Below are 13,302 nucleotides of genomic sequence, written 5' to 3' on the forward strand. Positions count from 1 at the left end.
ACTGTAGGCGAGCCCAGACTGTAGACGGACCGTCGAACTAGACTCGTCAAATGTTGAGTTCCGCCGTTCCGCCGATCAGCCTGGGCAGTTGGCCGACGCCCGTCGAACCTGTGGCGCGTTGCGCGCAGGCACTCGGATTGGGGCCGGAAGATCTGTGGATCAAACGTGACGACGTCACCGGCCTGGGCGGTGGCGGCAACAAGATCCGAAAGCTGCAGTACACCTGCGCTCAGGCTTTGGCCGTCGGCGCGACGACTCTGATCACTACCGGTGCACCGCAAAGCAATCACGCTCGCTTGACTGCGTCGGCAGCAGCCCGTTTGGGATTGCGTTGTGTGCTGGTGCTCGGTGGTGCCGAGTCGGAATCCGCGCAGGGAAATCTCGTTCTGGATGCACTCGCGGGCGCTGAGATCGTCTGGGCCGGTGGGGACACGGCATCCGCGCTCGACGCCGCGGTGCAGGCCGTCGCGGACTCGGGCGGTGTACCTTTTGTCATTCCCTTCGGTGGTACCAGCGCGGTGGCTGCGCAGGGATACGTGGACTGCGCACGCGAGATCGAACAGCAACTCGCCGGCGTCGATCGCGTCGTGGTTGCACTCGGATCGGGTGGAACGATGGCAGGCCTTGTCGCGCATCTGGGCGTCGACAGAGTTGTGGGCGTCGACGTCGGGGCTGTTGCCGACCCGGTGTCGACTGTCGCTGGGTTGTTGGACGAGATGCCTGGTCCGACCGTGCGAGCCGCAGATCTTCAGATCCTGCGAAACCAAGTTGGACAAGGATATTCGACGCTCACGGGAGCATCAGCCGGCGCGATCCGATGTTTGGCTCGTACTGAGGGCATCTTCCTCGACCCGACGTACACCGGCCGAGCCTTTGCGGGATTGATCCAACTCGTGAAGGACAAAGCCATCACGGCGGGATCAAAAACGGTCTTCCTGCACACCGGTGGGTTGCCTGGCCTGTTCGGACATCCCGAACTGTCGACGCTGCGGTGAGCGAGCAGATCGACTACCCGCTCAGCAGTCCGCTCGACGAACTGTCCGAGTGGCAACGCGTAGTGCGACCGCTGCGCGTCAGTGCCGACGGGTATCTGCGTTTGGCGACCAATCGGCTGTCAGTCGACTCCGACTACACGTGGGAGATGCACCGCCACAGCGATCACGAATTGCTGTGGGCGATCGACGGTGTTCTCGAGGTCCGTACTCCGGAGACTGTGTACACGGTGCCGAGCGGGGTCAGTCTGTGGATCCCGTCCTATGTTCCCCACGAGGTGACGGCGCGTAGCGGCACAGAATTGTCGTGCACGTGGTTGGTGGCATCCGATGTGACCGGGTTGGATCGTGTGGTGGCCTTGTCCACCCCTCCGCTGCTCGAACAAGTACTCGATCACCTCACCCGAGACGACCTGACCGACGCGGCTCGTCGACGAGCCGAGGCGTTTGCCATCGACCTCGTCGAACCTGTTCCGCGACTGATTTTCGATGTACCGCTGCCGACGACGCCGTGGCTTCGGCAGATCGCAGATCAGTTGGTCGCCAGCCCGGCCGACACCCGATCGGTCGAGGAGTGGGCCACCGACGCGAAGGTCAGTACGAGGACTCTCACACGAAGGTTTCCGGCCGAGACCGGATTGACCTTCTCGGAATGGCGTATGCGATTGCGGGCTCATCACGCGATGCAACTTCTGGCACTCGGTCGAAGCATCTCGTTTGTGGCGCGGAAGACGGGTTTTCGTTCCGAAAGCGCGTTCGGTGCGGCTTTTCGTCGAACGATGGGCGTGACACCGGGGGAGTTTGCAAGCCTGATCGATCATCCGCGCGCGCCAATGACCGATTGGCTACAGGACTAGTCCGAACAGCGACTCAAAGCATCTCGATCGGACTTGTGCCGTGCCGCAGAATGAACTTAGGGTTGGCTAAACAATCACCCTGTAGGAGTTCTGCGTGCGCGCAATTCGATCATTTTCTTTCGGTTCCAGAGTCATTGCAGCGGCGGCGGTTGCCGTCGTAGGTGCGATGGTGGTGACCGGCTGTTCCTCGTCGTCGGCCGACTCCGAGCAGACGGACGTCCGGACCGTCGCGTCGGCGTACGGGGACATCGAGGTTCCGGTTTCACCTGAGCGCGTCGTCGCCGCGTCGTACGACACTCCTTGGCAGCTCATGTCCCTCGGAGTGAAACCGGCTGCTGTGCAGGACTACGGCAAGTGGATCAGTGAATTCACGCCGGAGCAGCAGGCCTTCGTCGACGGGCTCCCGACCATCGGGCCTTTCGGGGAAATGAACTTCGAAGCGATCGCTGCGGCGGATCCCGACATCATTGTCGGCGACGCCGACGAGGTGGACCAAGCGGCGTTCGACCGTCTGTCCGGCATTGCACCCACCGTCATCGTCAAGGGAGAGAGCCGAGGCGACTGGAAGAAGATCACCACCGAGCTTGCTGAGGCAATTGGCAAGACCGACGTGCTCGAGTCGACGCGGACTGCTTACGAAGAGAATCTCGAACGTGTCCGTGGCGAGTACGCCGACGTGATCGCGACCAACAAGTGGATTCACATTTCACTCGGAGACGCGCCCGGCGCTTTCTCGGTTCAGCAGCCCACCGGTGCGATCGGCAATTTGGTGGTCAACGAACTCGGATTGGCGTACGGGCCCGGTGTTCCGACCAATTACACCGATGCCGGATACGCGTCCTATCCGATGGAGCAGTTGGCCGACATCCTGAACGGCGTGACGGTCGTGCTGTATCCGCTGAACGCGGACGGGTCGACCAGTGCGGCGGTTCAGGCGGTCCTCGACGACAACCTCTTCACGAGGCTGCCGGCGGCGCAGGCCGGGCACGTCTTCGGATTGCAGTCGAGCGTCACAGACTTCGTGACCGCGAACGGTTGGCTGAACGAAGTGAAAACGAAGGTGTTTGCAACGCTCTGACGCTTGCTCACCTTTTCACTGCGTGCCCGCAACTGACCAGTTGAGGGCGCGCAGTCTTTTTGGTCGCCACTACGAGCGGAAATCCTGTCCTCTGCTTATGATTTCTGTCACTGCCGGTTACCGTTACTTCGACGAGGGCGACGCGGTTCGACCTTGCCTTGGCAGGGATCATCGATCCTCGGCGACGTGCGGAGGTGGTCGCCATCCCCGCAGATCCGTGGGGTATTTTGTCCGTATCTACTGTCGGGGTGAGCAGTGATGTGCGGGGGAGTTTCTGGTGAGTACAAGCGCTCGTGCCGTCTTTCGAGCAGGGCGCTCTGGATTTCGGGACCATACCCGTCCGGGCATTAGTTCTGGTTTGCTGAGCGTGAACGGTGCGTGGGGCGAATCGTTCGAGGGGACGAAAGGCGAGATCGGCGAATGACAGCGACTTCCGACGCACGGCGTACCGAATCGAACGCTGTCCAGAACACCGACTCGCCGTCCGGCGAAAATCCGCGCTGGCGCGACCGCAAGAGGTACCTGTGGCCGCTCGGATTGCTGATTCCACTCAGCCCGTTCATCTCCTGGTTTCTCGTCGACAACCTTCGTCTCGGATTGTTCTGGGCGACCGGCGCGTGGCTACTGGTCATCGTCATCCCGATCATCGACATGCTGGCCGGTGAAGACGGCGAAAGTCCGCCGGACGATGCGATCCCACGACTGCAGAAGGACCGCTACTACCGCTGGTGCACTTACGCGTTCCTCCCCTTGCAATACGCCGGTCTGGTCTTCGCCTGCTGGTGCTGGATCAACGCTCCGATGGGAATCGCGGAGAAGATCGCGATGTCGTTCACGGTGGGCGTCGTCGCCGGCGTCGGTATCAACGCGGCCCACGAGCTCGGCCACAAGAGCGAGAAGATCGAACAGTGGCTCGCGAAAGTGGCGCTTGCGCAATCTCTCTACGGGCACTTCTACGTGGAACACAATTTCGGCCACCATGTGCGTGTAGCTACTCCGCAGGACCCGGCCAGCTCACGGTTCGGTGAGAGCTTCTGGAGGTTCTTGCCACGAAGTGTGTTCGGCGGGCTGCGTTCGGCATGGCGCATCGAGAGCGCTCGACTCCAGAGGAAAGGCAAACGAACCTGGAGCTTCGAGAACAATATTCTCAACGCTTGGGCGATGAGTGTTGTCCTCTTCGCGACGCTGATCGGTATCTTCGGTTGGGAGGTCGCGCCCTGGCTCCTGCTGCAGGCAGTTGCCGGATTCACCTTCCTCGAAGCCGCGAACTACCTCGAGCATTACGGCCTGCTGCGTGGCAAGCGTGCCGACGGCTCGTACGTTCGCTGCAGCCCCGCTGACAGTTGGAACAGCGATCACGTCGTGAGCAATCTGTTTCTCTACCAACTGCAGCGGCACAGCGATCACCACGCCAACCCGAAGCTGCGGTACCAAAGTCTGCGTAGCGCGGCCGAAGCGCCGCAACTTCCGGCCGGCTACGCAGTGATGATCGTGATCGCGTGGATTCCACCGCTGTGGCGCCGGGTGATGGATCAGAGATTGTTGGACTACTACGACGGCGACACAGAACGAATCAACGTCGGCTGATCCGCATCCCTCTCTGAACTGTTCGGAGTTGCCGTCTCAGCGACCGTCGTCCCACACGGTGTTGCCGCTTGCAGTCGTCGACGGGTAGTCCTGGACGGCGTCCCAATGCTCGACGATTTTGCCGTTCTCGTCGAATCGGAAGATGTCCATCGAGCCGCTGCCGGCCGTTCCCTCACCGGACGAAGCGAAGGTCTGAACAAAGACGAAGTCGCCCTCGGCTACCGTCCGTGGAAACTTGGTGGCCTTGTCTTCGGTAACGGGTTCGATCCCGGCCAGTGCGGTGACAAATGCGTCCTTGCCGTCAGCGAACGAGGGGTTGTGCTGCGTGTAGGTCGGACCGACCAGCTGGTCGGCAGCCTCGGCGGCTTTGCCTTCGTTGAAGGCGAGCTGCAGGAACGTCAACGCGTTGGCCGTGTTGCGCTCCAAGACTTCTGACGACTTGGACGGCGACGAGGTGGGTCCGTCGAACATCGTGTTCGGATTCGCGGACGTTTCCGGCACGTCTTGAATGGCATCCCAGTGTTCGACGATCTTGCCGTTGTCGACGCGGAAGATGTCGAATACCGCCTGGCCGCGGTCGCCGGGTGCAGACGTGGTGTGGGACTGGAGGGCAACCAGATCGCCCTCGGCGAAAACGCGAGTGATCTCGGCATGCAATCCGGGTGTGGCCTCGACGTAACCGCCTATGCCGCTGACAAATCCGGCTGCCCCATCGGCGGCGGTGGGGTTGTGCTGGATGTAGACGTCGCCAAGGTACCGGTCGGCGGCTTGCTGAACCTGACGGCCGTTGAACGCCAGTTCGTAGAAGTCCGTGACGACGGTCTTGTTGGATTCGAGTTGATCGCCCTGTTCGGCAACAACGCTCGTGGACGTCGTAGAACTGCTGGGCGTTGCGGATTCCGCGTCGTTGGAGCACGCGGTGAGCAGGAGTGCGGCGGCAGCGGGAACAGTCATCCAGGCTGCGCGCCTACGAAGGTTGCTCATATTCAGTGTGCGACGGTGAAACGCTGGCGACGGTGGGCCGGAGTCTCGATCTCGTCGACAAAAGCGTGTGCGTAGTCTTCGCCCGCGATGGCGGAGTTGCCCTCGGCGTCCGTCAGGAGAATGTCGCCACCCAACTGGAACGATCCCTTCGGGGCGACGCCGGCATGGGCACCGAACGCAGCGGCCGGGCTCACGTAGAACCAGTCGACATTGCTGTCGGTCGCGCGGAGCGCATCGAGGACGTCGGCGTGAGCGAGTGCCTCACCCTTGTATGCGTCCGGGAAGTCGGGGGTGTCGACGACGCGTGGCCCACCCTCGGAGACCAACAGGCTGCCGGCGCCACCGACTACGGCAATGCGAGCACCGTTGCGTGCGGCGGCATCTGCGAGGGGAGTGACGGCGTCGAGCAGGCGCTTGCCGTCGATCTCGCGAGCGGGGATGGCAACGACAACGACGTCGTTGTCTGCCGTGATCTGCTCCACGATCGTGTTGTCGTGAACAGAACCCTGCACGACATTCGTGTCGGTTCCGGACTGCGCGCTGCGAGCGACGACGGTTACCTCGTGGCCGCGTGAAGCGGCTTCTTTCGCGATTGCGCTTCCTGCAAAACCGTTTCCACCGAATACTGCGATCTTCGACATGGGGTGTGCCTTTCCTTGATGTCGTCGTTGTGCTTGTAGTAGTAAATTTATTCACCCCGAGGTGCATTGTCTCGGTCAGATGCGGGCATTCCTTGGTGAAAAACAGACATCATGATGACGATGGGCCGACTGCTTCGGGTCGACGTTGCGAACCGTAGGGTTGGTACATGACTCTCACCGCCGACAACAATGCAGGTCCAGTGGCAATCGAGCGCTCGGACGTCGAAGCTGCGCGGACTCGTATCGCGGGACTGGCGCGGCGTACTCCGATCTTTCGCACTGCGCTACCGACGCCACAGGGTGAGGTACCGGTTCTGTTCAAGCTCGAGTACCTCCAGCACGGCGGTTCCTTCAAAGTGCGCGGCAGTCTCAATGCAGTGGAACGAGCGGTCGCCGACGGCACCATGCCCGATGCCGGCGTGGTGATCGCGTCTGGCGGCAACGCTGCAATCGGGGCCGCGTGGGCAGCGCGGCGACGAGGACTCACCTGCACAGTGGTGGTACCGGAGACAGCGCCTGATGCCAAGGTGAAGGCTCTCGGAGAGTTGGGTGCAACCGTTCACAAGGTAGGCGACCGGTATGCACTCGCTGCTGCCGCTGCGGCGGACATCGCACGCACCAGCGGTGCGCTCGAACTGCATGCCTACGACCTGCCCGACATCGTCAGTGGGGCCGGCACCATCGCTCTCGAGCTCGAAGACGACGCGACCGGACCGATCACGTATTGCGTTGCAGTCGGCGGCGGCGGGTTGGTCTCTGGAATCGTCGCGGCGGCTCGTCCCGAAGATCACGTGGTAGCCGTCGAGCCGACCGGAGCTGCCACCTTGCACACCTCGCTCGATGCGGGGCGTCCGGTGGATATCGAAGTGAACAGTATCGCCGGAGACTCGTTGGGGGCTACACGAATTGGTGCCATCGCCTGGGAGACACTGCATGAGAGTTCGGTAGACAGTGTTGTGGTCGAAGATGATTCGATCCGACAGGCGCGGGCATTCATGTGGCGGGAGTTCCGGATTCTGGTGGAGTTGGGAACCGCGGCAGCATTGGCTCCGGTTCTGAACGGAACGGTGTCGCCGCCGTCCGACGGTGAACTGTGCGTGGTTTTATGCGGAGCCAACACACATCCGACCGACCTGTAATTTCAGCGTATTTGTTTGCCTGCGTGTGAGAAAGTCGCAGGTGGGTACCTCTCGCAGTATGAGTACCAGCAGCATTATCTGGATAATTGTTGCCGTGGTCGTGGTGATAGCGATCGTGGCCGCACTCCTGTGGGTGGCGCGAAACAGGCGTGACGAGCGTCGTCACATCGAGGCAGAACAGATCCGCGAAGACGTCGCAGACAAGTCACTGCAAGTAGGCGAGCGCGAGGCGCGGGCAGAAGAGACAGCAGCCAAAGCGCGCATGGTGCAGGCAGAGGCCGACGCCAAAGCGGCGGAAGCGTCTGCGCTGCAACATCATGCAGCGCAGCATCGGAAAGAGGCGACGAGTTCTCGCGACGAACTGAACCAGCAACGAGATCATGCAGACGCGATTGACCCCAAGGTTCCCAACCCCGAAGAACCGCGGTCGACGCCGGATCAGAACCCTCGAAACCCTTGATCTCGAAACACTTGATGCAGGCGTTCGAGGGAAGCGTCTGCCCGTATATGGTTCGACGATCATGATGAATAAAGAATCGTCACCGCACGACCAGAAGAGCGTCGCGTCCACGGCGGCTGACGTCGCACAGAACAATGTCTTCGAGCGCTTTGCCCGTGCCGGATTCGTCGTCAGCGGTGTGGTTCATCTGCTGATCGGATATATCGCGATCCGCCTTGCTCTCGGTGGATCCGGGTCTGCGGACCAATCGGGTGCGATGGCCGAGTTGGCAGGAAAGCCAGGGGGTGTCTTCGCTCTGTGGGTCGGCGTCGTGGCCTTCCTTGCCATGGCGTTGTGGAGATTGGCCGAAGCTGCGTTGGGAAGCTCGTCGTCGCCGTCCTCTGACGACAAGAAGAAAGAGTTCTTCAACCGCGCAAAGGCTCTGGGCATTTCGCTCGTCTATTTCGGTTTTGCTTTCACTGCATTCGGATTCGCCCGCGGTAGCGGGAAGTCCAGCAGCGGTCAGAGTGCGGGGATCACGGCGCGTTTGATGGAGAACACGCTTGGAACTATCGCATTGGTGATCGGCGGGATCGCGATCATCGCCGTTGGTGTGTACCACGTGTACAAGGGCGCGAGCCAGAACTTCCTCGATGATCTGAAAGGCACACCCAGCAACTTCGTGCGCCGACTCGGAACCGTCGGGTACGTCGCCAAGGGCTTGGCCATCGCTGCAGTCGGCATTCTGGTTCTTCTTGCGGTCAACAGTTCCGAACCCGGCAAGTCCTCCGGACTCGACGGAGCGTTCAAGACGCTGGGCGCGCAGCCGTACGGAGTGGCGCTGCTGATCCTTGCCGGATTGGGCATCATCACCTACGGGCTCTACTGCTTCGTGATGGCGCGCTCGACGAAGATGTAGCGCCTGTAGGCAAGTGGGCCTATCCGAATGACCCGGTCTGGAAGCCGACGTCGCTGCCCGACGAACTTCCCGTCGAGCTACCGAATATGGGTCGTCTCGGAACCAGATCATGCATCAGGTTCACGGCTGCAGGGTCGATCATCGCCGCATTTCCACCGTTCGCCAGAATCGTGATCGACCAGCCGCTGTCGGGAACCAGCAGGGTGATGCAGTTGGATCCCGAGCTGTCTCCGTTTTTCTTGGCGAACCGTTGTGGGAAGTTCGGCGTCGGGGGTTGGAGCTGCCACGCCATTCCCATTCCGAATGCAGGATTCTCCGGAGCTTGCGTGTCGATCTGCTCGAGCATCGAGGTCAGGACTGGTTTGAGCGGGTTGTTTCCGTAGCCGAGAGTTGTTGCAGCCCAAATCGACATGTCCTCGGCGGTGCTGACCAGCCCACCCCCGCCTGCGATCGCACCCGTGTTGTTCCACAGAGGCGCTCGTGTGCCGTCGAGGTGGTACGGAACGGCAAGGTCGGTTGCTTTGGTCTCGATCACGGTACCCATCATCCCGAGCGGGTCGGTGATTTCGCGGGCGACTGCCGCCGCGAATGGTGGCTTCTCTTGTCCCGGAATGATTTTGTCGGCCATCAGTGTGCCGAGCAGTCCGAACCCGAAGTCCGAGTACAGCCAGTGGCTACCGGGGGCGAACTCCAAGGCGCCGGCGTCTTGGAGTCCTTTCCAGAGCATATTTCTGGTGTACTTCGCCTTCTCGTCCGTGCACGATCGTGTGGGATCGGCACACCCCGCCGAAAGATTGGGCGGGTCGTCGCTCAGGCCGGAACGGTGGGTGACCAGTTGGCGAAGCGTGATCTCCTCGCCGCCGATGCCTTTCGGCAGCGGGTTGCCATCCGAATACTTGCTCGCCAGGTCGTCCAATCCGACTTCTCCCCGAGAGATCAGTTTCGCCAGTAGTGCAGCGGTGAAGGTCTTGGTCTCCGAGGCGATCTCGAATTGCGTTCGTGGAGTGACTCTCACGCCGTTTTCGACGTCGGCGTGGCCGTAGTGGTACGTAGTGGTGACACTCGCCTTGCGGTTCTTCTCATCCGGTTTGACGATAGCGAAGGCAAGGCCGGGAACGCCGCTGTTCAGCAGTGTCTCTGCGACGCGTTGCACCGCTTGGGCTTCAGCAGGATCGCCGACCCGCGAACCTGGATTGGGTGCCGTGGGGCCGGCGGCGCCGGCGGTCGAGGAGGTCGCGAGGGTTATGACCGCGGTTGCCGCCAGCCCTGCAACGCTGATGAACTGTCGTCGTGACGTCCGGGCGGACCCTCGATCCTGGTTATCCATTGTTTGCACATTACAACCAAAGTCGACTGGTTTGACTGTTTTGTCGGAATTGCCAAGGTGTGCTCCTTAGACGATGGTTTTGCTAAATCACGCCGCCGTTGACGTAGATGACCTGGCCATTGACCCAACGAGCTGGGCCGGCGAGAAACGCGACAGCCTCCGCGATGTCCGCCGGTGTGCCGAGGCGTTCCAGGGGAGCCAGCTTGGACAGGTTCTCCACTGTAGCTTCGTCTTTCCCGTCAAGGAACAGATCGGTGGCCGTGGGGCCTGGGGCTACGGCGTTGACCGTGATATCGCGTCCCCGTAGCTCTTTCGCGAGAACCAGAGTGATCGCGTCGACAGCACCTTTGGTGGCGGCGTACGCGGCATAAGTCGGAAACGCCAGCTTCTTCACGGAGGTGGAGAAATTGATGATCGCACCACCGCGCCGGACACGTCTGGCTGCCTGCTGGTCGACCACGAAGGTCCCTCGGACGTTGGTCCGATGCATCCGATCGAAATCGTCGAAGTTCAGTTCTGCGACGGTGGAGAGGATCATGATTCCGGCCGCGTGAACGACGACGTCGATACCCCCGAACTCCTCCTCGACCGTATCGAACAGTGCGGCGACTTCACCTTCGTCGGCGACGTCCGCATGCACCGCTATGGCGCGACCGCCCGCAGCGACGATGGCGTCAGCTGTTTCCTGGGCGCGTTGAATGTTTCCTGAATAGTGCACGGCGACAGCCATTCCGTCGGCGGCGAGCTTCTCGGCAGTCGCTCGCCCGATGCCGCCGGAAGCTCCGGTGACGATGGCGACGCGGGTGGTGGTGTCAGTCATGATGTAACTCCTGAACTGGTTTCGGTTGCATCGGACAGCTTGCGAAGCCACTCTCGTAGTAGGCCGACTTCGTTGGCGGAGAGAGAAGTTGAATCTGCGGCGGCCAGTTGGGCGTCGAGAGTAGATGCAACTCTGTTGAGTGAGGTTTCCGGGTGGGCGCCGGATTCGTCGATGATGGACGCGAAGATTCCGTCGCGAACTCGCTGTGACAGCGTCGGATCGGGGTACTGTTCCGGCCTGACGACGAGCATCAGAGCGACGCCCGCATTGGCGGACATCACCATCTGCGTAGCCACGTCGACCGATACGGTCAGAACACCTGCCGCAGCGCATCGTTCGAGAACGGATCGAAGTAGCGCCTGAGCCTGCAGGGCGGTGTCGGCGCTCTGGGCGGAAGGTGAGTGCATCAAGCGGTAGTGAGCGGGATGCGCGAGCGCGAAGGCGGTGTGCGCATCCCAGCCGGCCCGTAGATCGGCAACGGGGTCATCGGAAGGTGTCGCAGCGCGTTTACCTTCGAGGTATTCGAAGAAGCCCGCCTCGACGACGGCTGCGAGCAGTCCGTCCTTGTCGCCGAACTGACGGTAGAGCGCGGGGGCGCCGACGCCGGCCATCTCGCACACGGCGCGGGTGGATATGTCGCCGTTGGGGGAGGTGTTGAGCAGCTCGGTTGCCGCGGCCAGAATCTTTGCTCTCGAACCCATGGAAACAACGCTAACACAAATATGTAATCGTTGCTATCGCCGGTTTGGTCGTGCGAACGAACTACAGACACAGGCGCCAGAACTTGATCAGATGAGTGAGCCGGTCCGGCCACGGTTCTGTGTGGAGTGACAGCTAGAGCCGTTCTGTTCTCACACTCTGAATGAAGGAATCCTGGTGATCGATTCGGAAACTACTGTTGCGCAGAATAATTCGCATTCCGGTTATCTGGGGTGGATTCTGCGGGTCATCAGTGTCGTGGCGTGCGCTGCGGTTGCAACGGTCGTTGTCTCGCTGACGCTCGGGCCGCCATTCGCGCGGGCCTGGGCACAGTGGGTTGCTCGTCATCTAGGTGGGGACTTCGAGACGGGAGTCGTTGTCGGATTTGTGACTGGGCTTCTGGGCACCGCTGTGACTTTGTTTGCAGCGCTGATGAGTTCGTTGGCGTGGCGGCGACGCGGTGGCCCGGCATTGTCGCTTGGTGTCGGTGCCATTGCCATGCTTGCCGTTATTCCTGGCGCAGTGAATTTGAGTATCGCGGTCGGTGCAGCAGGATCCGGTGTGAGGGCGGCGGGGAGGATCCTCGACGTCGACGGGCCGGCGTTTCGTGGAGCCTGGATAGCCGGATCTGTGGCGGGGCTGTTGCTGTATATGGCCGCGGCGCTGCTGTTAGGGAGGAGCCTTCGTTCGACGTTCGGGCCTGTCAGGCAGGTGGCGGCACCGCTCCCTGGGGTGGTCGGCTACACCGCCGATGGCCAACCCGTTTTTGCACAAGTGGGCTTCACATCGGACGGGATTCCGGTACTCGCAGATCAACTTGCAGCGCGCTATCCAGCGCGGCCAGCGGTCGGCACGAATGCCTTGGCCATCGTCGCACTTGTACTTGGAATCTTCGGTGGAGTTCTTGCTATTCCAGTGGGGTATGTGTCGTTGAACCAGATTCGCCGTTCCGGCGAAAGTGGGCGCGGATTGGCAGTGGCCGGACTCGTTCTCGGCTATCTGTCCCTGGTCGTCGTCGTAGGTTTCGTATTCGTGGCTGTGTCCGCGGCCTATCGATAATTTGGGTCGCGCGTCAGAGTTGGGTGGGCTGGAGTGGCTCGATGTCGGAGGTGCGAGGTCCGAACAGGCCCATAGCCCGGGTGCGAATGGACGGTAGTGCTTCGTGGATGCTCCCGCCGAGACGGTGGAGAGAGTTGAACGAGCGTGATTCCCAAACCGGAAACTCTCCGTCGGTGTCGCGTGATGCTGTGTCCCACAGGAGGGCGTCACCGTTTTCGCTCCATCCGAAAACCTGCAGCGAGTCGGGGAGTGACCAATCGCCGTCGGGTTCGATCATCCAATCGAACTCGTCATCCTGTCCTTCTCTGTAGACCGAATGAAGATGGGCGGTGAGGTTGCGGGCGCGCCCTTGCCAGCCGTCGGCAAATCCGGGAAGGACGGGCGGATAGATGAGCCAGAGTCCGAAGGTCCGCGCCCAACCTGCGTGCCTGATGAATGCGCGATATGAATCGGGGAAGCCCTGCCGGTCGGGAAATCGATAGGAATCCATAAGGGCAAAATCGATATGCGCGAGCGTCGGTCGGCCGTCTACCGTCAGCGCGTTGGTTCCCTGTGCAAACACACCCTCAACGCTAGCAATAGGGGATACCGTGCCGCCCTTTCCGGCTATCGAAGCACGCCGGAATGGGTCACCGAGGCGTTTGCTCGGTGACCTCCGGGTTCAGAGTCGTGTGGTGGAGCGGCGGGGTTTCCGGTCGGGGTCGATGCCCGGTGGTGGGATGAACCAGGGCAGGTGATCGGTGCCCATTCGGATTTCCCAT

General features: G+C 61.4%; 14 protein-coding genes. 8 read left to right on the forward strand and 6 right to left on the reverse strand.

All coding sequences use genetic code 11. The features are described from left to right. Positions 1-50 precede the first annotated feature (50 nt). From PCS43_RS33075 to PCS43_RS33090, 4 genes are all read left to right on the forward strand, one after another. Positions 51-995 (forward strand): D-cysteine desulfhydrase family protein, encoded by a 945-nt coding sequence (locus PCS43_RS33075; protein WP_209910162.1) that lies wholly within the window; start codon positions 51-53, stop codon positions 993-995. Further along, entirely contained in the window at positions 992-1,849 is an 858-nt protein-coding gene (locus PCS43_RS33080; protein WP_064443631.1) for a helix-turn-helix transcriptional regulator, read from the forward strand. The genes PCS43_RS33075 and PCS43_RS33080 overlap by 4 nt, the downstream gene beginning before the upstream one ends. 94 nt (positions 1,850-1,943) lie before the next feature. After that, positions 1,944-2,927, forward strand: coding sequence for an ABC transporter substrate-binding protein (locus tag PCS43_RS33085; protein ID WP_030536016.1), 984 nt, complete (start codon positions 1,944-1,946; stop codon positions 2,925-2,927). Between the two features lie 420 nt (positions 2,928-3,347). Beyond that, on the forward strand, positions 3,348-4,514 hold the full coding sequence (locus tag PCS43_RS33090; RefSeq protein WP_030536015.1) for an alkane 1-monooxygenase: 1,167 nt from the start codon (positions 3,348-3,350) through the stop codon (positions 4,512-4,514). A gap of 36 nt (positions 4,515-4,550) precedes the next feature. Here PCS43_RS33090 and PCS43_RS33095 read toward each other — a convergent pair whose 3' ends face one another. Together PCS43_RS33095 and PCS43_RS33100 are read right to left on the reverse strand one after the other, a co-directional pair. Next, complete coding sequence (locus tag PCS43_RS33095) at positions 4,551-5,468, reverse strand: nuclear transport factor 2 family protein (RefSeq protein WP_225320166.1); 918 nt, start codon at positions 5,466-5,468, stop codon at positions 4,551-4,553. A gap of 32 nt (positions 5,469-5,500) precedes the next feature. Next, on the reverse strand, positions 5,501-6,139 hold the full coding sequence (locus PCS43_RS33100) for an NAD(P)-dependent oxidoreductase (RefSeq protein WP_030536013.1): 639 nt from the start codon (positions 6,137-6,139) through the stop codon (positions 5,501-5,503). A 167-nt stretch (positions 6,140-6,306) separates the two neighbouring features. Between PCS43_RS33100 and PCS43_RS33105 the strand changes: the two genes are divergently transcribed. The 3 genes from PCS43_RS33105 (at position 6,307) to PCS43_RS33115 (ending at position 8,636) form a co-directional block, all read left to right on the forward strand. Next, the gene (locus PCS43_RS33105; protein WP_209910159.1) at positions 6,307-7,278 is read left to right on the forward strand and encodes a serine/threonine dehydratase; all 972 of its coding nucleotides are present in this window, start codon (positions 6,307-6,309) and stop codon (positions 7,276-7,278) included. A gap of 58 nt (positions 7,279-7,336) precedes the next feature. Beyond that, positions 7,337-7,738, forward strand: a complete 402-nt coding sequence (locus PCS43_RS33110) for a hypothetical protein (RefSeq protein ID WP_063315577.1) — start codon at positions 7,337-7,339, stop codon at positions 7,736-7,738. Positions 7,739-7,799: 61 nt separating this feature from the next. After that, the gene (locus PCS43_RS33115; protein WP_003943056.1) at positions 7,800-8,636 is read left to right on the forward strand and encodes a DUF1206 domain-containing protein; all 837 of its coding nucleotides are present in this window, start codon (positions 7,800-7,802) and stop codon (positions 8,634-8,636) included. A 19-nt stretch (positions 8,637-8,655) separates the two neighbouring features. Here PCS43_RS33115 and PCS43_RS33120 read toward each other — a convergent pair whose 3' ends face one another. The 3 genes from PCS43_RS33120 to PCS43_RS33130 form a co-directional block, all read right to left on the reverse strand. Further along, on the reverse strand, positions 8,656-9,963 hold the full coding sequence (locus tag PCS43_RS33120) for a serine hydrolase domain-containing protein (RefSeq protein WP_083056414.1): 1,308 nt from the start codon (positions 9,961-9,963) through the stop codon (positions 8,656-8,658). Between the two features lie 82 nt (positions 9,964-10,045). Further along, positions 10,046-10,783 carry an SDR family oxidoreductase gene (locus PCS43_RS33125; protein WP_081558526.1) on the reverse strand — a complete coding sequence of 246 codons (738 nt, stop codon included), beginning with the start codon at positions 10,781-10,783 and terminating at the stop codon, positions 10,046-10,048. Then, the gene (locus PCS43_RS33130) at positions 10,780-11,484 is read right to left on the reverse strand and encodes a TetR/AcrR family transcriptional regulator (RefSeq protein WP_030536009.1); all 705 of its coding nucleotides are present in this window, start codon (positions 11,482-11,484) and stop codon (positions 10,780-10,782) included. The genes PCS43_RS33125 and PCS43_RS33130 overlap by 4 nt, the downstream gene beginning before the upstream one ends. A gap of 175 nt (positions 11,485-11,659) precedes the next feature. Between PCS43_RS33130 and PCS43_RS33135 the strand changes: the two genes are divergently transcribed. After that, a complete protein-coding gene (locus PCS43_RS33135; protein WP_058226913.1) occupies positions 11,660-12,541 on the forward strand; it encodes a DUF4190 domain-containing protein in 882 nt (293 codons plus the stop codon). Between the two features lie 13 nt (positions 12,542-12,554). Here PCS43_RS33135 and PCS43_RS33140 read toward each other — a convergent pair whose 3' ends face one another. Then, positions 12,555-13,103, reverse strand: coding sequence for an SMI1/KNR4 family protein (locus tag PCS43_RS33140; RefSeq protein ID WP_228401412.1), 549 nt, complete (start codon positions 13,101-13,103; stop codon positions 12,555-12,557). Positions 13,104-13,302: the final 199 nt, after the last annotated feature.

The sequence above is a fragment of the Rhodococcus sp. C-2 genome (genome assembly GCF_027854095.1).
Taxonomy (GTDB): domain Bacteria; phylum Actinomycetota; class Actinomycetes; order Mycobacteriales; family Mycobacteriaceae; genus Rhodococcus_F; species Rhodococcus_F qingshengii.